General features: G+C 61.4%; 18 protein-coding genes and 1 pseudogene. 3 read left to right on the forward strand and 16 right to left on the reverse strand.

Annotation, left to right across the window (positions count from 1 at the left end; all coding sequences use genetic code 11):
* Position 1 precedes the first annotated feature (1 nt).
* From IPM27_04770 to IPM27_04810, 9 genes are all read right to left on the reverse strand, one after another.
* Positions 2-646, reverse strand: coding sequence for a TonB C-terminal domain-containing protein (locus tag IPM27_04770; protein ID MBK9160861.1), 645 nt, complete (start codon positions 644-646; stop codon positions 2-4).
* On the reverse strand, positions 643-1,035 hold the full coding sequence (tolR, locus tag IPM27_04775) for a protein TolR (protein MBK9160862.1): 393 nt from the start codon (positions 1,033-1,035) through the stop codon (positions 643-645). The genes IPM27_04770 and tolR overlap by 4 nt, the downstream gene beginning before the upstream one ends.
* 183 nt (positions 1,036-1,218) lie before the next feature.
* Positions 1,219-1,896, reverse strand: a complete 678-nt coding sequence (tolQ, locus tag IPM27_04780; protein ID MBK9160863.1) for a protein TolQ — start codon at positions 1,894-1,896, stop codon at positions 1,219-1,221.
* Between the two features lie 16 nt (positions 1,897-1,912).
* Positions 1,913-2,320 (reverse strand): tol-pal system-associated acyl-CoA thioesterase, encoded by a 408-nt coding sequence (gene ybgC / locus IPM27_04785; GenBank protein ID MBK9160864.1) that lies wholly within the window; start codon positions 2,318-2,320, stop codon positions 1,913-1,915.
* Positions 2,307-3,368: a Holliday junction branch migration DNA helicase RuvB gene (gene ruvB / locus IPM27_04790; GenBank protein ID MBK9160865.1), complete on the reverse strand. Its 1,062-nt coding sequence runs from the start codon at positions 3,366-3,368 to the stop codon at positions 2,307-2,309. The genes ybgC and ruvB overlap by 14 nt, the downstream gene beginning before the upstream one ends.
* Positions 3,365-3,946 (reverse strand): Holliday junction branch migration protein RuvA, encoded by a 582-nt coding sequence (gene ruvA, locus IPM27_04795; protein MBK9160866.1) that lies wholly within the window; start codon positions 3,944-3,946, stop codon positions 3,365-3,367. The genes ruvB and ruvA overlap by 4 nt, the downstream gene beginning before the upstream one ends.
* A 147-nt stretch (positions 3,947-4,093) precedes the next feature.
* The gene (locus IPM27_04800; protein ID MBK9160867.1) at positions 4,094-5,032 is read right to left on the reverse strand and encodes a prenyltransferase; all 939 of its coding nucleotides are present in this window, start codon (positions 5,030-5,032) and stop codon (positions 4,094-4,096) included.
* Positions 5,033-5,185: 153 nt separating this feature from the next.
* Positions 5,186-5,743 carry a crossover junction endodeoxyribonuclease RuvC gene (gene ruvC, locus IPM27_04805; GenBank protein ID MBK9160868.1) on the reverse strand — a complete coding sequence of 186 codons (558 nt, stop codon included), beginning with the start codon at positions 5,741-5,743 and terminating at the stop codon, positions 5,186-5,188.
* Between the two features lie 55 nt (positions 5,744-5,798).
* Positions 5,799-6,524, reverse strand: a complete 726-nt coding sequence (locus IPM27_04810) for a YebC/PmpR family DNA-binding transcriptional regulator (GenBank protein ID MBK9160869.1) — start codon at positions 6,522-6,524, stop codon at positions 5,799-5,801.
* Positions 6,525-6,597: 73 nt separating this feature from the next.
* Here IPM27_04810 and IPM27_04815 point away from each other — a divergent pair, with 73 nt between their 5' ends.
* The 3 genes from IPM27_04815 (at position 6,598) to IPM27_04825 (ending at position 9,964) form a co-directional block, all read left to right on the forward strand.
* Positions 6,598-8,103 (forward strand): DUF853 family protein, encoded by a 1,506-nt coding sequence (locus IPM27_04815; GenBank protein ID MBK9160870.1) that lies wholly within the window; start codon positions 6,598-6,600, stop codon positions 8,101-8,103.
* 216 nt (positions 8,104-8,319) lie between these two features.
* Positions 8,320-8,928 (forward strand): ParA family protein, encoded by a 609-nt coding sequence (locus IPM27_04820; GenBank protein MBK9160871.1) that lies wholly within the window; start codon positions 8,320-8,322, stop codon positions 8,926-8,928.
* A gap of 73 nt (positions 8,929-9,001) precedes the next feature.
* Positions 9,002-9,964, forward strand: a complete 963-nt coding sequence (locus IPM27_04825; GenBank protein MBK9160872.1) for a patatin-like phospholipase family protein — start codon at positions 9,002-9,004, stop codon at positions 9,962-9,964.
* 286 nt (positions 9,965-10,250) lie between these two features.
* Here the strand turns inward: IPM27_04825 and IPM27_04830 are convergent, their stop codons facing one another.
* From IPM27_04830 to IPM27_04860, 7 genes and pseudogenes are all read right to left on the reverse strand, one after another.
* Positions 10,251-11,801, reverse strand: a complete 1,551-nt coding sequence (locus IPM27_04830) for a bacteriohemerythrin (GenBank protein MBK9160873.1) — start codon at positions 11,799-11,801, stop codon at positions 10,251-10,253.
* Between the two features lie 160 nt (positions 11,802-11,961).
* Entirely contained in the window at positions 11,962-13,131 is a 1,170-nt protein-coding gene (locus IPM27_04835; protein ID MBK9160874.1) for an IS4 family transposase, read from the reverse strand.
* 216 nt (positions 13,132-13,347) lie between these two features.
* Positions 13,348-14,013, reverse strand: coding sequence for a thermonuclease family protein (locus tag IPM27_04840; GenBank protein MBK9160875.1), 666 nt, complete (start codon positions 14,011-14,013; stop codon positions 13,348-13,350).
* 5 nt (positions 14,014-14,018) lie between these two features.
* Positions 14,019-14,522 (reverse strand): phosphatidylglycerophosphatase A, encoded by a 504-nt coding sequence (locus IPM27_04845; protein MBK9160876.1) that lies wholly within the window; start codon positions 14,520-14,522, stop codon positions 14,019-14,021.
* On the reverse strand, positions 14,506-15,459 hold the full coding sequence (gene thiL / locus IPM27_04850) for a thiamine-phosphate kinase (GenBank protein ID MBK9160877.1): 954 nt from the start codon (positions 15,457-15,459) through the stop codon (positions 14,506-14,508). Before thiL ends, IPM27_04845 begins: the two co-directional genes overlap by 17 nt.
* Before the next feature lie 10 nt (positions 15,460-15,469).
* Positions 15,470-16,609 (reverse strand): hypothetical protein, encoded by a 1,140-nt coding sequence (locus IPM27_04855; protein ID MBK9160878.1) that lies wholly within the window; start codon positions 16,607-16,609, stop codon positions 15,470-15,472.
* Positions 16,609-18,104: pseudogene (locus IPM27_04860) on the reverse strand (MBOAT family protein). Before IPM27_04860 ends, IPM27_04855 begins: the two are co-directional and overlap by 1 nt.
* Between the last annotated feature and the right edge of the window lie 18 nt (positions 18,105-18,122).

Genomic DNA, 18,122 nt, shown 5'->3' on the forward strand with positions numbered 1-18,122 from the left:
TCTATTCGCCCGGCCGGAAGACCAGTTTCAATTCACGGAAACGACTGTACAGCCCCGCATCGGCAGGTAGCGGCAACGGTTCGGATTTCAGGATCGCCCGTTCCACCGCGTTATCGTACGCTGCATTGCCGCTCGACCTGAGCAACCTCGGCGGCAACACCGAACCGCCCGGCAACACCGTCACGGAAAATTCGGCGCGCGCATCGCCCGCCACGTCCGGCGGCATCACGATGTTGCGCCTGATCTTGCTCTGGATCTTGGCGACGAATTCATCCACTACCCGGCCGGTCGTCGCCGCGCGCTCGGCCTGTTCGCGCGCCAGCCGGTCCGCGATGTCGTCATGCGGCTGGACCACCGGACTGCGTTTCTCCGCCTTCTTGTCCGGTACCTCTATGTCCGGCCGGGCTTTTTCCTCGGGTTGCTCCGGCTCGGGCTCGACCGGTTCCACCACCTTGGGTTTGGGTTTGGCCGCCGGCCGCACTTCGACACCCGGAATGCTCGACCACAATTCCGCGCTCATGGTCGCCGCGGGCTGCGTCTGCCAGCTGAAACCGAAATACAACAGCACGAAGAACACGCCATGCACGGCCAGCGCCAACACGCCTGCCGGCAACCTGTAGGGTTCCGGATAAGTCGCCGCAGTCATTTCACCCTGGCTTGCGTCAACAGCCCGACCTTCCTGATCTGCTGCTGCTGCAATACGTCCATCACATTGATCACTTCTTCGTAGCGCACATCCTTGTCGGCGGAGATCACCACTGCCTGTTCCGCCAGGTCGCCCTGCCTGGCCTTCAGGATCGCGACCAGTTCCTCGCGCGATACACCGCTCTCCTTGCCGCCTCTGGCATGGTCGCGCAACGCCAGCGTGGCGTCTTTCCTGACAATGACCTCCAGCGGCGCCACCGGCGGCGCCAGCGACTTACCGACCTGTGGCAGGTCGATCTGGCCGGGATTCATCAGCGGCGCGGTCACCATGAAGATCACCAACAGCACCAGCATCACGTCGATATACGGCACGACGTTGATCTCGTTCATCAGCCTCCTGGAAGATCGGCGGTCAGATTTCACCCTGACCTCCTGATTTGAACCGCGCAGAACACGAAGCGCACAGAGAAAAGCAGGTTATTCCAGGCGATGCCGCCGTGCCGATGGGCGCCACCATCACGCAAGCCCGCAAATCTTCGTGATCTCCGTGTCCTTCGTGGTGAGATGCGTTTTTCATGGCTGGCGCTGCAACACATTGGAAAACTCTTCGGTAAAACTCTCGAAGCGGGTAGACAGTCGGTTGATGTCATGCGCGTAGCGGTTGTAGGCGATCACCGCCGGGATCGCCGCGAACAGGCCCATCGCGGTCGCCACCAGCGCCTCGGCGATGCCGGGCGCGACATGCGCCAGCGTCGCCTGTCCGACGTTCGCCAACCCGCGGAACGCGTTCATGATGCCCCATACCGTGCCGAACAGGCCGACATAGGGACTGACCGAACCGACCGACGCGAGGAACGCCAGGTGCGATTCCAGCCGGTCCATCTCGCGCTGGTAGGTCGCGCGCATCGCCCGGCGCGTTCCGTCCATCACGTCGCTGCTTTCCACACCGTGCTGTTTCTTCAGCTTGACGAACTCGGCGAACCCGGCGGCGAAGATGCGTTCCAGCGCACCCTGTTCGCTTCGTGTACTGCTGTTCGCATGCTTGTACAGATCGGTCAGATTCGCATTGCGCCAGAACGCCTCCTCGAACTCCTCGGTCAACGTGACCTCCCTGCGGATGGCGAACAGCTTGATGAAGATGTACCACCACGACAGCAGCGATACCAGCAGCAACAGCCCCATCACCAGTTGCACCAGCACACTGGCGTTGCCGATGAGATGTATGAACGACAAATCCTGCGTCACTTCCATTGCGATACCTTTCCGATCATTTTTCCAACTGCTTGCGCAAAACTTCCGGCACCGACACCGGCTTGAAACTCTCCAGCGAGACGCATACCAGATGCACCTCCGCTTCCGTCAGCACCTCGTCACCACGTTGCACCGTCTGCACCAGCGTGAGGCGGCTGCGCCCGAAATCCTTGACCTGCGCGGTCACCTCCAGCAAATCATCGAGCAGCGCGGGCCTGAGATAATCCAGCTTGAGCGAACGCACCACGAACACCACGCCGAACTCCTTCATCAACCCGGCGTTGCTGTAACCGTGGGTGCGCAACCACTCGGTCCGCGCACGTTCCATAAAGTTCACATAGCTGGCGTGATACACCACGCCGCCGGCATCGGTATCCTGGAAATACACGCGCACCGGCAATGAGAATATTTTATGTCTGGTCATCGAGCAGGTCCCCGCCGACCGGATTGTTCGCGACCGTCAGGCCGAAATGGCGATACGCGATCGCGGTCGCCATGCGGCCGCGCGGCGTGCGCTGCAGATAGCCCTGCTGGATCAGGTACGGTTCCAGCACATCCTCGATGGTGTCGCGCTCCTCGCCGATCGCGGCAGCCAGGTTGTCCACCCCGACCGGCCCGCCCATGAACTTCTCGATCACGGTCAGCAGCAGCTTGCGGTCCATCACGTCCAGCCCGCGCGCATCCACATCCAGCATGGTCAGCGCGGCGTCCGCCACCGCGCGGCTGGCATCGCCCGCCGCTTTCACGTCGGCGAAATCGCGCACGCGGCGCAGCAGGCGGTTGGCGATGCGCGGCGTACCGCGCGAACGCTTGGCGATCTCCAGCGCGCCTTCGTGCGACAGATTCATCTCCAGCAGATTCGACGAGCGCATCACGATGCGCTGCAACTCTTCCGGCGTGTAGAACTCCAGTCTTGCGACGATGCCGAAACGGTCGCGCAGCGGGTTGGTCAGCATGCCCGCACGCGTGGTCGCGCCGACCAGCGTGAACGGCGGCAGGTCGAGCTTCACCGAGCGCGCCGACGGCCCTTCGCCGATCATGATGTCGATCTGGTAGTCCTCCAGCGCGGGATAGAGGATCTCCTCCACCACCGGCGACAGGCGGTGGATCTCGTCGATGAACAGCACATCGTGCGGCTCGAGGTTGGTCAACAGCGCCGCAAGGTCTCCGGCGCGCTCCAGCACCGGGCCGGAAGTGTGGCGCAGATTGACACCCATCTCGCGCGCGATGATCTGCGCCAGCGTGGTCTTGCCCAGCCCCGGCGGGCCGAACAGCAAGGCATGGTCGAGCGGCTCGCCGCGCTGCTTCGCCGCCTGGATGAAGATCTCCAGTTGCCCGCGTATCTTTTCCTGCCCGACGTATTCGTCGAGCTGCTTGGGACGCAGCGCGCGCTCCAATGCCTCCTCCTGATGGGAAGCGGGCGCGGCGGAAACGATGCGCGGTTCGGCGGACAGGTCGTCGTTCTGGATCATGCCTTGGATAATAACTTAAGCGCCTGACGGATGCCTTCCGAAACGCCCGCATCCTTGGGCAACTGTTTCGCCGCCCAGTCCGCCTCTTTCGCGCTGTACCCCAGCGCCAGCAGCGCATTGACGATATCGTTATCGGACGAAGCAGCGGAAACGCTCGGCGCGGCGCCCGCACCGCCCGCCGCGAACTTGCCCTGCAGTTCCAGCAGCAGGCGTTCGGCAGTCTTTTTGCCGACCCCGGGGATCCGGTTCAGGCGCGCGGCATCCTTGCTCGCCACCGCGCCCGCCAGATCGCCCAGGCTCAGGCCGGACAATACCGCCAGCGCCAGCTTGGGGCCGACCCCGCTGATCTTGAGCAACAGGCGGAACGCGGCGCGTTCGTCCAGGCTCAGGAAGCCGTACAGCAGATGCGCGTCCTCGCGCACGATCAACTGCGTGTGCAACACCACCTTCTCGTGCAGCACCGGCAGGTTGTAGAACGTGCTCATCGGTACGTCGAGCTCGTACGCCACGCCCTGCACGTCCAGCAATATCTGCGGCGGGTTCTTTTCCAGCAATGTTCCGGTTAAACGACCGATCATTTCCTTTTACCTTTTCATTCCGTCATTCCCGCGAAAGCGGGAATCAAGTTGATTCAAAAGCCCCGCGAAGCGGGTCAGCAAAGATTCTGTCCGCTACGCGGAGTATTCATCTTGCTGGATTCCCGCCTGCGCGGGAATGACACCGGTTCATTTTCCCATGAACAACGCCAGTGACAGCAGCGCCCCGTGCGCCAGCATCGCGGCGATGGTCAGCTTGATCGCATCGCCCAGCATTTGCGGCTGCGCGGCATGGCGCAACAGCAAACGCGCGGCCTGCAAACTCAACGGCAAAGCGAACAGCGACAGCAGCGCGAGCGCAGGCAACCAGCCCAGCGACACACCCGCCAGCAACCATGCATACGCCAGCGCCGCGATCAGCACATATCCCCAGCGCGCCGTGCCGGCCTCGAGCCGCGCGACCCAGTGCAGTTTGCCTGCCGCAATGTCCGCAGAGCGATCCGGGAACTGGTTGATGTACAACAGATTGGCGGTCAGCAGGGCATAGGACAGTCCGGCCACAAAAGGCGCCGCATCGAAGCCCTTGCGCTGCACGAAATCCGCGCCGACCGAAATCGACAGGATGCCCGCCGTCACGCATAACTCGCCCAGCCCGCGGCTCACCAGCTTGAACGGCGGCGCAGAGTAGGCCCAGCCGATGAACAGACCGGTCAAGCCGACGTACAGCAATTGCGGCGCGGATCGTGCCATCAGCCACAATCCCGCCAGCGCCACGCCCGCCAGCAACGCGAAACCGAAGTTGCGCGTCTGCGCCGGGGTCAGCACGCCGTTCTGGATGAAGCGGCTGCCGCCGGTGAACGGGAAGATGCGCCCGGTGTTTTGCGCATCGGTACCGTTGAGCGCATCGTAATAATCGTTCAGCACGTTCACGCCGGCGTGCGCCAGCAGCGCGAACAGCAGGGTGACCAGCGCCAGCGGGACATCGAACGCGAGGCCGTCGTGCCAGACCATCGCCAGCCCGATCAGGCACGACATCAGGCTTGCCGTGAGAAAGGCCGGACGGGTCGCGGCGACATAGCGCGCGACGGGATTTGAAAAAAGCTCCAGCGTCGGTTCCATCGGTCGCATCGTATTACTCCGTCATTCCCGCGCAGGCGGGAATCCAGTCGATTGAACATCCCCGCGAAGCGGGCCAACTTGCTGGTTTTGTCTGCTCCGCAGGATTTTTGTAATTGCTGGATTCCCGCCTGCGCGGGAATGACGGAGCACATGGGTTATATTTCACACCAATCTCCCGCCTCTAACCCGAAATCCTTTGGTCGCCAGCGCCCCCAACCCCATGCCGCCGTGCGCGTGACAGATCGCGCAGGCCAGCGCATCGGCCGCATCCGGGCCGGGTGTGCCGGACAATTTCAATAAACGTTGCACCATCTGCTGCACCTGTTCCTTGTCGGCGTGGCCGTTGCCGACCACCGCCTGCTTCACCTGCAGCGCGGTATATTCCGCCACCGGCAGGCCGGCCTGCACCGCCGCGCAGATCGCCGCGCCGCGTGCCTGTCCGAGCAACAGGGTGGATTGCGGATTGACGTTGACGAACACTTTTTCCACCGCCACCTGCTGCGGCCGATGCTGCGCGATGACCTCGCCCAATGAACTCAGGATGACCTTCAGCCGTTCCGGCAACTCCCCGTCCGGCGTCCGGATGCTACCGCTGGCAACGTAATGCAATTGCTGGCCTTCCTTGTCGATGACACCAAATCCGGTGATGCGCAGGCCGGGGTCGATGCCCAATATCCTTGTATGGGAAGTGGGAAGTGGGAAGTGGGAAGTGGGACTCATGGGCTTGGCATGAGAGCGAACCGCCCCTGAATCCTGTATCCCGTATCCTGCATCCTCAATCCTCGATTACGGCAGTTGTATAGACCTCCTGCACGTCATCCAGGTCCTCCAGCGCATCGAGCAGCTTCTGCATCTTCACCGCGTCCTCGCCGGTGAATTCGATCTCGTTGGCCGGCTTCATGATGACCTCGCCGAATTCCGCCTTGTAGCCCGCCGCTTCCAGCGCCTGCTTCACGTTGACGAAATCGTTGGGCGCGGTGATCACCTCGATACTGCCGTCATCGTTGGTGGTGATATCTTCCGCCCCCGCGTCCAGACCGACCTCCATCAGGCCGTTCTCGTCGGTGCCCGGCGCGAAGACCAGTTGCCCGCAATGCTTGAACATGAACGCCACCGAACCGTCGGTACCCAGGTTGCCGCCGTGCTTGCTGAAAGCGTGGCGCACTTCCGCGACGGTGCGCGTCTTGTTGTCGGTCATGCAGTCCACCATCACTGCGGCGCCGTTGATGCCGTAGCCCTCGTAGCGCAGTTCCTCGTAGTTCACGCCCTCCAGCTGGCCGCTGCCGCGCTTGATGGCGTTCTCCACGGTATCCTTGGGCATGTTGTTCTCGCGCGCCTTTTCGATCGCCAGACGCAGCCGCGGGTTCGCGCCCGGATCGCCGCCGCCCATGCGCGCCGCCACGGTGATCTCCTTGATCAGCCGCGTGAAGATCTTGCCGCGCTTGGCGTCCTGCTTGCCCTTGCGATGCTGGATGTTCGCCCATTTGCTGTGACCGGCCATGCTATTCCCCCAAAAAAAATGCTGCGCGATGGTATCATTTTCGCCCCGTTAACCCAACCCGAGCCGGACTGCCATGACCGAACCGCTGCTGATCGCCAAGAACGACGAACATGAACTCTTCCTGTTGCCGCAGATGGCCAACCGACACGGGTTGATCACCGGCGCGACCGGCACTGGAAAGACCGTCACGCTGCAAACACTGACGGAAGCGTTCAGCCGCATCGGCGTGCCGGTGTTCCTGTCCGACATCAAGGGCGACCTGTCCGGGCTGAGCAAGGCCGGCGGCGGCAACGCCAAGGTCGCGGCGCGCGTCGAACAGCTCAAGCTGGCCGATTTCGCGCATCGCGCCTGGCCGGTGACGTTCTGGGACGTGTTCGGCAAGGCCGGGCATCCGCTGCGCGCCACGATCTCGGACATGGGGCCGCTGCTGATCGGGCGCATGCTGAACCTCAACGAGGTGCAACAGGGCGTGCTGGCGCTGGTGTTCAAGATCGCCGACGACAACGGCCTGCTGCTGCTCGACCTGAAAGACCTGCGCGCGATGGTGCAGAACGTGGGCGACAACGCCGCCGACTTCACCACCGAATATGGCAACATCTCCACCGCCAGCATCGGCGCGATCCAGCGCGGCCTGCTGCAGATCGAGACGCAGGGCGGCGACAGCCTGTTCGGCGAGCCGATGTTAAATATCGAAGACCTGATGCAGACCGACAACAACGGCTGCGGCATGATCAACATCCTCGCCGCCGACCAGTTGATGACCTCGCCCAAGGTGTATTCGACGATGCTGCTGTGGCTGCTCTCCGAACTGTTCGAGAACCTTCCCGAAGCGGGTGACCTGGTCAAACCCAGACTGGTGTTCTTCTTCGATGAGGCGCACCTGCTGTTCAACGACGCGCCCGCCGCCTTGGTGGAAAAGATCGAGCAGGTGGTGCGCCTGATCCGCTCCAAGGGCGTGGGCGTGTATTTCGTCACGCAAAACCCCGCCGACGTGCCGGACAAGGTGCTGGGCCAGCTCGGCAACCGCGTGCAGCACGCGCTGCGTGCCTTCAGCCCGCGCGACCAGAAGGCTGTCCGGGCCGCCGCCGAAACCATGCGCGACAACCCCGAGCTGGACGAGGAAGCCACCATCACCGAACTCGGCGTCGGCGAGGCGCTGGTCTCCTGCCTGGACGAGAAAGGCCGCCCCGGCATCGTGCAGCGCGCGCTGATCGTTCCGCCGCAGGGGCAGATCGGCCCGATCAGCGATGCCGAGCGCAGCGCCCTCATGCGCAGCTCATTGCTCGCCGGACATTACGAAAAGGCCCTGGATCGCGAATCGGCCTACGAGATCATCAAGGCACGCGCCAGCCAGAAACAGGCCGAAGCCACGGCACAGCAGCAGGCGGCGCAGGCGGCGCAAGCGCCTGCCGGCGGCGGCATGCTGGGCGGACTACTTGGCGGTGGCGGCACGGGCGGGCGCAGCCGCGAAGGCGTCGGCGAAGCGCTCGCCAAGAGCGCCGCACGCGCCATCGGCTCGGCCGTCGGTCGCCAGATCATCCGCGGCGTGCTCGGTTCGTTGCTGGGAGGCCGCAGGTAAGTTCAGCCCAGATTGTCCATCAGGGATACGCTGAACAAGTATGGTTTTGTCGTTCCCGCGAAAGCGGGAACCCAGTTAAATCAATAAGCTGGATTCCCCCTTTCGCGGGAATGACGACTTGATCAGCGCATCCTTAGCAAAAACTGCGTCATTCCGGCCTTCGCCGGAATGACGGCCTAATGGATTATTTGGGTTCACAGGAAAGGCGGAGATGAAATGAAAACCATTCTGATCGCAAACCCAAAGGGCGGCAGCGGCAAGACCACGCTGTCGGTCAACATCGCCGGCTATCTGGCCAGCCGCGGACATCGTGTCGCGATGCTCGACCTGGACCGCCAGCAATCTTCCGCGCTGTGGTTGAAAACCCGTACCGACGACCTGCCGCGCATCCGCACACTGGATGAAAAGAAGGAGCATGCCCATGACTGGCTGGTGATCGACTCGCCCGCCGGACTGCACGGCAAGAACCTCGCCCACGCCATCAAGCTGGCGCACAAGGTCGTCGTCCCGGTCGCGCCTTCGCTGTTCGACCTGGATGCCAGCCGCGACTTCCTGAAAGAACTGGCCGAAGAGAAAGCTGTGCGCAAACACAAGTGCCGCATCGGCGTCGTCGGTATGCGCATGGAGATGCGCACCAAGGCCGCCTGGGCGCTGGAACATTTCCTCTCCACGCTGGACCTGCCGATACTGGCGTACCTGCGCGAGACGCAGGTATACGTCAACGCCGCCTTCGAAGGGAAGTCCCTGTTCGACCTGCCGCACCACCTTGCCGAGCGGGAGCTGGAACAATGGGCCTACCTGCTCGACTGGCTGGAAACAGACTGAAGCATTGCGCCCGGAGCAATCGATCCGGACGCATTCCGACACATCGCCACACACCGGACAAACAGATTCAACCATGAAAAATAATATCCTCGCCCTCCTGTTATTGCTCGGCACGGTAGCCTGCACAACCACCAAAGTTGCGCCGCCGGTAGCGCCTCCAGAGGAAAAGCCGCCGGTAGTGGAACAGCCGGCAGTGGAACGGCCGCCCGCGAAGATCGCTCTGGTACTGGGCGGCGGGGCCGCGCGCGGCTTTGCGCACATCGGCGTGATCAAGGCACTGGAGGCACAAGGCATCTCGCCCGACATCGTCGTGGGCACCAGCGCCGGCGCTGTCGTCGGCGCACTCTACGCATCCGGACTCAACGGCTTCCAGATCCAGGAGCTGTCCATGAACATGAAGGAAGAGCAGGTGCTCGACGGCTCCGGCTTTTACCAATGCATATTCGAAACCATGATCTCGGACAAGCGCGGATGCATCAGGGGGCAGGCACTACAGGTTTTCATCAACAACAACATCCGGGGCCGCACGATGGAAAAACTCGGCAAGACTTTCGCCGCCGTTGCCGCCAACCTGAAGACCGGTGAACTGATGGCATTCCGTTCGGGCGATACCGGCCTCGCGGTTCGCGCCTCGTCTTCCGTGCCGGTATTCTTCGAGCCCGTCACCATCAACGGACAGGATTACGTCGATGGCGGGCTGGTCGCGCCGGTACCGTCCAGCGTGGCTCGCACGATGGGAGCGGATTTCGTCATCGCCGTCGACATCTCCGGCCGCCCCCAGGACAGAAGCACCGCGGGCATCTATGACATCCTGTGGCAGACCTTCTCCATTTTCGGAAAATCCATCAATCGCCACGAGCAATCCAATGCGGATATCGTCATCCGCCCCGCCATATCCGGCCTCCCCTCCACCGACGCAAGCGGTCGCAACAAAGCCGTGCTGGAAGGAGAAAAGGCAGTCGCGAAAATCCTGCCGGAACTGAAAGCCAGACTGGAAAAACTCAATGAAATACGGCGTGTGCCGGGGATGCCTTGAAAACGGCCTCGCCCCCCCCGGGGGGACGCCCGTTCATGAAGTCCGGCGCCGCGACGACAACGACAATGAATTCCCGGTCGCCACGTTCACGGACCGGAAGTCCGCAGAACAGCGGATCGCCGAACCGACAGCGGAAGGCCAAAGACAGACCTGCTGGATAAGGGGAAACCGCTCCTCATCAAGACCATCAATATGGTCGTGCTGATGATTGTTCCATTGCTGTAAGTTTCTCGTCACACATTAACGAAAAGGCCGACTTGACTGTCGGCCTTTTTCATTTGCGGTGCTAGGCGGGGCTGCTGACCAACGTACTTAGCTGGGCATCCTCGACGCGAATGTGATGGATCAACCAATCGCGCAGATAGGACAACACATCAAATTGGGCAATCAACGGATTGTCGTGCAGCTCTGCATAAAATTCCCGAATCTTGGCTTCAAAGGCATGATGCTGCTGCTCTTGTCGATGTATGCCTTCATACTGGAAATGCTGCATCATCTGCTCTTCGATACGAAAGTGGACTCTGGCGTAGGAATCGGTACACATGATCAGCCTGGCCACCTCACGCACACCGCGCTTGTTGCTGACCACCTCGAACAAATCGTTGATCAGGTCGAACAAATAGCGGTGATGTTCGTCGATGGTATCAATCCCCACACTCAGGTCTTCATGCCATTCCACCCAAGCGTTCTCACGAACCGGTATAGGTTGTAGAACTGAAGGTCGATTGGGATCAATGATCTCGTCGCGATACAGTTCACGTATGCGCAATATCTCCGGGAAGGCTGCTTCGAAAGCCTTTACGATAGCAGGATCAAAGTGCTTTCCAGCTTGAGCGCTGACCCAACCAGACGCATCCTCGACACTCCAGGATTTCTTGTAAGGCCGAACGGATGTCAGCGCGTCAAACACATCTGCCACCGCACAAATACGAGCCATCAGCGGTATCTCCTCACCCGCCAACCCCCTTGGATAGCCCGATCCATCCCATTGTTCGTGATGCGAGCCCGCGATGTCACGAGCGGCCACGATCATGGGATCCTTGCCGGTCAGGATAGACACACCGATCTCAGTATGAGTCTGCATGATCTTGAATTCTTCCGGAGTCAGCTTGCCGGGCTTGAGCAAGATGGAATCGGGTATGCCGATCTTTCCGACATCATGCATGGGAACGGCGATATGCAGCAATTCTCTCTGCTCCTCGGGCAGACCGTACGCCTTGGCGATGGCTATTGCGTAATTGGTCATGCGCATGATGTGCCAGCCGGTATCGTCATCCCGAAATTGAGAAGCCACGCCGAGACTGCGGATGGCATCTTTGCGCATATCCTCCAGCTCGAGATCACGAACCTGCAAAGTCTCGTGCTCCATGCTCCGTTGCACCAAACTGGAAAGCGCCCTGGCTATATCCGCCAAAAAATCCAGATCGATTTCCGAAGGATGGTACAAAGGTGCCGCAAACAGAAGGGTGTAGCCGAAGCAATGTTGGCTCTTAGCCAGCGGCAACAATAGCAATCTTCTGACGCCTCCCTCCGCACCCGAATCTTCAATCAGGGAAGATTGGATAGGGCTATCAGACAAGTTTTCACATGCTTTCAATTCCCATTTAAAACTCGTCTTCCACGCGGGCTCCATGCCAAACTGGGCAACCTGATATAGATTGCCGCGCGGATTCGATAACACCACGGCAGCACGTTCCTCCAACGGCAGATCGGGGTAATCGCGCAGAATCGAGAGCAGCCGCTCCAGCAATACATCCAGGTCATACATATCTTGGCTATTGATCGACAACTCAAATACCAAGTTGCGAATTGCCAGCAATTCCTCTTCTTTATTCATAATTCATAACCCATCCAGAATTACACGGGGACAATCACACGGGGACGGAGCCCTAATTTTTCCCTCTCGACTCGACCAGTTCGTTGAGGAAATCGTTGGGTGGACACATGCCCGAAAGCTACCCCACCCTTGCAACATGGTCAATATCACTAGTGTCCGGTTAAGAATCGAATAGATTCAGTTGGTTGTTGAAATCGGTGTTTTCTGGCTGCCCACCGATGCCCTGCAAGGCTTGCTGGATGGGCATTTTCTCGAACAGCGTGACCGATAGAATCTGTAGCAAAGTGTAGAGCGAAGCGTCCAGATTGAGGCGCTTTTTGATGATGGCGACGAGGACGTAGACCGAGACGGCGATCCAGATTTGCGCCTTCACCGCATTCTCGGACGTGCCATAGAAACGTTGGATACGAAGATGCTGCTTGACCCATTTGAAGAACAACTCCACCTGCCAGCGGCTCTTGTAGAGCGCGCAGATCGTTGCCGCCGGCAACGTGAAGTTGTTGGTGAGAAACACCAGCGTCTTGTTGGTTTCCGGGTCTTTGAAGCGGATGCGGCGCAACGGCTCCGGGTAATCCTGTCGGGTATAAAACCCGTCGAGCGCAATCGTCTGATCGCAGATGATGCCGAGGCTGCGGTCGGTTTTGGCAGAATACATCCGGTGCGCGTCGAGATTCGACTTGGCGCGGGTGACGAAGAACGCCCCGGCCAGATGCAGCCGATGCAAACGCACGAAATCGACGTAGCCCCGATCCATGACATAGATAGCACCCGGCTCCGGGATCAACAAGTCGAGGATGCGGGCGTCGTGCATCTTGCCATCGGAGACGTGGATGAAGCTGGGAATGCTGCCGCGCAAGTCCAGCAGCGTATGCATCTTCACCGCTGCCTTGGTCGTTCTGAAATGCGCCCATGGAAATACCGACAGGCACAGATCGATGGTGGTCGAATCCAGTGCGTACACTGTGTTGGTCAAATCCAAGCCCAAGTCTTCGCTGGCGTAAAGCGTTCTGGCTTGAGCAATCAAACGGTGAGCGAATTCGGCGTAGATGCGCCAGTCGCGCAGTTCGTTGGCATCGGCCAGTGTCGAACGGGATACCGTGCTTCTGATGCCCATGTGGTAGAGCTTGGCAGCCTGTGCCGAGAGGCAGGCCTCGATGTCGCGCAAACTCTCGCGATAGGTGAGTTGAGCGAAGGCCAGAATACGGAAGTGTTCGGCACAGGACAATGTCCTGACGCGATGATCGCCGCCATGCCGAGCCACGATGCGATGAAAGGTCTTCCATGGCAGGAAGTCCATGACTTGGGCGAACAAGGGCTTGCCAACGTACATCGCAGTCTCCAGCAGCAGGAAAGCTGCCAGACTGCACCAAGGCTGGTTCGCCGTTCAAGTCGGAGACACTATAAAAATCTCCGGATGCGGCATCAAATAAGGATTTCAGAGTCATGGAATCGTTTTTAACCGGACACTAGTGGGTCAATATGCCAAATCACCTAGATAATTCGACCTAGTGCGGCGGCTGGCACAAAGCCGCCCAATAAGCTAAGACTATTTCTTCCCAACGCACAATTTTTCGCACGGCACGCCGTCGCGGTCGCCATCCAGCGATTCCGGGCCGCACAGTGCAAGGTAGTGCCGCGCTTCTTCGCACGAGGTCATCTGCGCGCAGCGGCGTTTCCCGGCGCAGGCGGGGTCTGCGGCCGGCATGGCGGCGCTGGCTGCGGGTTGGGCCGGTACAGCCTGGATGGACGGGTGCTGCTTGCGCCACTGCGACGGTTCGACGATGCCGTCGCCCGCCCACAGGCCGAGCCGTTGTGATTGCGCTTCGCGCTGCAAGGCCATCAGTTCGCGGTTGCTGTGGAAACGCGAGTATTCCCACGCCATGCCGCGCCGCACCTGCTCCCGGTTGACGTTGACGCCGTCCGCGACCACCTCGGCCACGATGCGCCCGTAGTCGTCTTTCGCACGGGGGATGACGGTGACGGTCTTGCCGGCCACCATTTCCGAGAGCGATTGCTGCGAGGTCGCACCGTAGGGCTGGCTCTTTTCCGGCGCGTCCACCCCGGCCAGACGCACCTTCTTCGGCTTGCCCCCGTCCGTCACCATGAGGGTGTCGCCGTCCATCACGGCAATCACGCGCGCCGTGAAATCCGCCGCATGCGCAGCGCCGGCGGAAACCAGCAGCGCGGCACAGAGGAAGATCGCGCGCGTCATGCTCATCACGGCAGGAAGGTCTTGATGACAGCCATGCACAGCAGCGCGTAGCCCGCCGCCAGCAGGTCGTCGAACATCACGCCGAGGCCGCCGTGCCAGTTGCTGTCGAAATAGCGGATCGGGGGCGGCTTGGTGATGTCGAAAAAGCGGAACAGCGTGAAGGCCAGCAGCGACCATTCCCATCCGGCCGGCGTGAAGAACAGCACCAGCAGAAAGGCGACGATCTCGTCCCACACGATGCCGCCGTGATCAGCGACGCCCAGTGCCTTGCCGGTGATGTCGCAGACCCACACGCCAATGGCGAACGCCCAGATCAGCACCAGCAGGAACAGCGCGTCGGACAGGCGCGGCGCGAGGTACCAGTACATCGGGAAGGCGACCAGCGTGCCGAACGTGCCGGGCGCCTTGCGCGCCAGCCCGCTGCCGAAGCCGAAGGACAGCAGGTGTGCCGGATGGCTGAGCAGGAAGCGCCAATCCGGCTTGATGGTTGGTTCATTCAAAGTGGTCATATCCCCCCGTCCCGACATTGATGGGATGGCCGGACGCATCCTGCACCAGGCAGCCGCTTCCCGCAACGATCCTGCCGACGCGCGTCAGCGGCAGGCCGAGCTGCGCGGCGATGAGCGGCACGTCTGCACGGCGCACGGCAGGCGCGGTGAAGCACAATTCGTAATCGTCGCCACCGGACAGCACGCATCGCTGCCCAAGCGGCTGTTGCATGTGCCGATGCAAGATCGGGGACACAGGCAGCGACGCGAAGTCGATCTCGGCCCCCACCCGGGATGCCTCCAGAATATGGCCCAGGTCGGCCAGCAGCCCGTCGGAAACGTCGATCGCGCTGCTGGCGATACCGCGCAATGCCAGCCCCAGCGCGACGCGCGGCTGCGGCCGGTGCAAGCGCAACGCGCAGGCGGCGAGATCCGCCTCGTCCAAGACGACCTTCCCTTGCAGGTGTGCCAGCGCCAGTGCCGCATCGCCCAGCGTGCCGGATACCCAGATGTCGTCATCCGGCAGCGCACCGTCGCGGCGCAATGCGGCGCCCGGCGGCACTTCGCCGAAGATGGTGACGCACAGGTTGAGCGGCCCGCGCGTGGTGTCGCCGCCAACCAGTGCGACATGATATTCGTCGGCCAGCGCGAAGAAGCCCGCGCTGAACTGCTCCAACCATGCCCCGTCCGCTGCGGGCAGCGCGATGCCCAGCGTCACCCAGCGCGGCGCGGCACCCATCGCCGCCATGTCGGACAGGTTCACCGCCAGCGCCTTGTGTCCCAGCTGATACGGATCGGCATCGGCCAGGAAATGCGTGCCGCTCACCAGCATGTCGGTGGACACCGCCAGCACCCGGCCTTCCGACACTTGCAGCAGCGCCGCATCGTCGCCCACGCCCAGGATCGCGTCAGGCGCGGGGCGGGTGAAGTAACGCTGGATCAGATCGAATTCACTCATGGCGAAGTATTCAGTGCCCCGGCAACAGGTTTTGCAATTGCTGCAGAAACTCCGGGTGCGCAGCCAGATAACGGGCCCGCGCCTGCCGTTCGGCTTCGGCGCGCGCATCAACGTTCCCCGCATTCAGCCGCATACCCAGTTGCGGCGGCTTCAGTCCGAACATCTCATCCAGCATCAGGTTGCCTGCCTCGTAATTGAAATGTGCCGGATCCTGCCAGTAAATATCAACCTTGTCGGAAATCGGCACGGTGCCCAAGGCATGATAACCCTCAAAATCCCATACCTCCACCTGCGCATCGCCCATGTCATCCGCCAACGCCGCGATTTGCCGCAGCGCATCCCAGCGCGCCTGGCGCTCGCCGCACTGGTATTCCAGCTCGAACGACAGGGCATGGCGCGGATACACCACCAGCTTCATGGCAATGTGCTTTTGCTGTGCCAGCACAAGCAACTCCCGCAAGCCGCCCAGATCCAGCGCATCCGGTGCCCGACCGGATAAGGGAGGCGCCGGTTGTTCCGAGACCCGCCCGACCCGGCATGATCGATGAAGAGCCAGATGCTCGCGGAAGCGGCCCGCGGTACCCGGCTTGCCGCGCGTGTAGAAATACAGGCCGTCCGCATTGTGGCTGGGCTGTTCATGGCGCTGCTCCAGCAGCGTGTTCAGCGAGGCGTCCAGTGCTTCGAAGGAAAACAGGAAAGCGCGCTCGTCCGGGGATGCCATTGCGGCGATCTCTGCCGCGCAGTCTTTCTTCGGCATCTCCCTCGGATGTATCCCAAGCACGATCTGGCGTAACGCTGTGTCGTGCTGGAGTGCGAACTGAACATTACATTGCACCATTTCCCATGATGCTCCGGCCAGAGCAAAATTGAAGCTCTTGCCAGCTGCCCGCAATGCCGGATGTGAAGGATCGAAGCCGATCTCGGAGTACGAGCTGCCGAAGATCAACGATACCGGCTGCTCGCGCTGCACCAGTGCCGGCTTGACGTGACGCTCGTAACGACGGAACTTCGGCTTGACCGCATTGAAACCGGCGATGGATATGTCGCGGTAATACCAGAACGGATCGACCACGCGATTGAAGACCACGGTCAACCCTGCCAACAGGGCCAACAGGATGCAGAACACGGCAAGGTAACGGGCGCTGGTCATTAGAACTGGAAATAGATGAATTCGCTCAACTCGGAGATCGACATCAGCGCGAACAGCGCGACGAACGAACTCCATACCGCCCAGCGATAGCTTGGCTGCCACACCAGGCGCGCCGGCGATTCTGCCTGCGACGGCATGTTCAGCGCCGGATCGAAGCGGCGCATGATCTGCTGAGTGTTCGGCGCCAGCCATGCCAGCAGCAACGCAACCAGCAGGTAATTACGCGTGGCATGCCCGACCAGATGGTTGCCCGAATGCAGATCGAAACCGTTGCCACCGCACATGGCCTGCACGATGACGTTCGCAGTATGCAGATCGGATGCGCGGAAGAATACCCACGCCATGACGACCGCCAGAAAGGTCAGCAGCACCGACAGCAGGTGGGCCGGACGGGACAGCGGCCGGTCGGGGTCCTGCCCGAGGCTGCGGCGCAGCGCATGCCATGCGTGGTTGACGACCAGATACAGGCCGTGCAGGCCGCCCCAGATCACGAACGTCCAGCCCGCCCCGTGCCACAACCCGCCCAGCAGCATGGTGGCCATCAGGTTCAGGTAGCGGCGCGGCGCGCCCTGCGGTTGCCGCCCAGCGGGATGTACAGGTAGTCGCGCAGGAAACGCGACAGCGTCATGTGCCAGCGCCGCCAGAACTCGATGATGTTCACCGCCTTGTACGGCGAATGGAAGTTCAGCGGCAGCACCACCCCGAACATGCGCGACAGGCCGATGGCCATATCCGAGTAGCCGGAGAAGTCGAAGTACAGTTGCAGGGTGTAGCACAGCGCCCCGCCCCAGGCCTCGACGAAGGTCAGGGTGACGCCGGCGGCGGGGGCGTCGAACACCGGCCCGACGTAGACCGACAGGCCGTCGGCCAGCACGACCTTCTTGAACAGCCCGATGAAGAAGATGGTCGCGCCCACCGCCATGTTCTCGTAGTTGAACCGGTAGGTGGCGGCATGGGCGAACTGCGGCATCATCTCCCGGTGGTGCAGCACCGGTCCGGCGATCAGGTGCGGGAAGTAGGTGACGAACAGCAGGTAGTGCACGAAGTTGTATTCCCTGACCTTGCCCTGCCAGGTGTCCACCAGGAAGGCGATCTGGGTGAAGGTGAAGAACGAGATGCCCAGCGGCAGGATGATGTGGGACAGGTTCCAGTCGGTGCCCAGCAGCGGGTTCAGGTTGTCGACGAAGAAGTTGGCGTATTTGTAGTAGCCCAGCAGTGCGAGGTCGGCGGCGACGGCGAGGGCCAGCAGGGATTTCTTGCGCCGTTCGTCCTGTCTTGCGCCGGCCCGGGCGATCCAGGTGCCGAACGCGTAGTTGCCAACGATGGAGCCGAGCAGCAATCCGACGTAGGCCGGGTTCCAGTAGCCGTAGAAGAACAGCGAGGCCAGCGCCAGCCAGGCGGCGGCATAGCCGTGTCCGATACGTGCCAGCCGGAAGAAACCCAGCAGCACCACCGGCAGGAACACGAAGATGAAGGCGTAGGAGTTGAACAGCATTGCGTTATCTCAGCCGGT

The sequence above is a fragment of the Nitrosomonadales bacterium genome, from assembly GCA_016716325.1.
In the GTDB taxonomy this organism is placed as follows: domain Bacteria; phylum Pseudomonadota; class Gammaproteobacteria; order Burkholderiales; family Gallionellaceae; genus Gallionella.

Excerpts from the sequence above, each read along its gene's own strand:
- IPM27_04830 (MBK9160873.1), bottom strand. The coding sequence starts at position 11,801 with ATGAATAAAGAAGAGGAATTGCTGGCAATTCGCAACTTGGTATTTGAG.
- IPM27_04770 (MBK9160861.1), bottom strand. The coding sequence starts at position 646 with ATGACTGCGGCGACTTATCCGGAACCCTACAGGTTGCCGGCAGGCGTG.
- IPM27_04845 (MBK9160876.1), bottom strand. The coding sequence starts at position 14,522 with ATGACCACTTTGAATGAACCAACCATCAAGCCGGATTGGCGCTTCCTG.
- IPM27_04835 (MBK9160874.1), bottom strand. The coding sequence starts at position 13,131 with ATGTACGTTGGCAAGCCCTTGTTCGCCCAAGTCATGGACTTCCTGCCA.
- IPM27_04820 (MBK9160871.1), top strand. The coding sequence starts at position 8,320 with ATGAAAACCATTCTGATCGCAAACCCAAAGGGCGGCAGCGGCAAGACC.
- IPM27_04800 (MBK9160867.1), bottom strand. The coding sequence starts at position 5,032 with ATGCGACCGATGGAACCGACGCTGGAGCTTTTTTCAAATCCCGTCGCG.
- ruvB (MBK9160865.1), bottom strand. The coding sequence starts at position 3,368 with ATGATCCAGAACGACGACCTGTCCGCCGAACCGCGCATCGTTTCCGCC.
- ruvC (MBK9160868.1), bottom strand. The coding sequence starts at position 5,743 with ATGAGTCCCACTTCCCACTTCCCACTTCCCACTTCCCATACAAGGATA.
- IPM27_04825 (MBK9160872.1), top strand. The coding sequence starts at position 9,002 with ATGAAAAATAATATCCTCGCCCTCCTGTTATTGCTCGGCACGGTAGCC.
- tolQ (MBK9160863.1), bottom strand. The coding sequence starts at position 1,896 with ATGGAAGTGACGCAGGATTTGTCGTTCATACATCTCATCGGCAACGCC.
- tolR (MBK9160862.1), bottom strand. The coding sequence starts at position 1,035 with ATGAACGAGATCAACGTCGTGCCGTATATCGACGTGATGCTGGTGCTG.
- thiL (MBK9160877.1), bottom strand. The coding sequence starts at position 15,459 with ATGAGTGAATTCGATCTGATCCAGCGTTACTTCACCCGCCCCGCGCCT.
- IPM27_04810 (MBK9160869.1), bottom strand. The coding sequence starts at position 6,524 with ATGGCCGGTCACAGCAAATGGGCGAACATCCAGCATCGCAAGGGCAAG.
- ybgC (MBK9160864.1), bottom strand. The coding sequence starts at position 2,320 with ATGACCAGACATAAAATATTCTCATTGCCGGTGCGCGTGTATTTCCAG.
- IPM27_04855 (MBK9160878.1), bottom strand. The coding sequence starts at position 16,609 with ATGACCAGCGCCCGTTACCTTGCCGTGTTCTGCATCCTGTTGGCCCTG.
- IPM27_04815 (MBK9160870.1), top strand. The coding sequence starts at position 6,598 with ATGACCGAACCGCTGCTGATCGCCAAGAACGACGAACATGAACTCTTC.
- IPM27_04840 (MBK9160875.1), bottom strand. The coding sequence starts at position 14,013 with ATGACGCGCGCGATCTTCCTCTGTGCCGCGCTGCTGGTTTCCGCCGGC.
- ruvA (MBK9160866.1), bottom strand. The coding sequence starts at position 3,946 with ATGATCGGTCGTTTAACCGGAACATTGCTGGAAAAGAACCCGCCGCAG.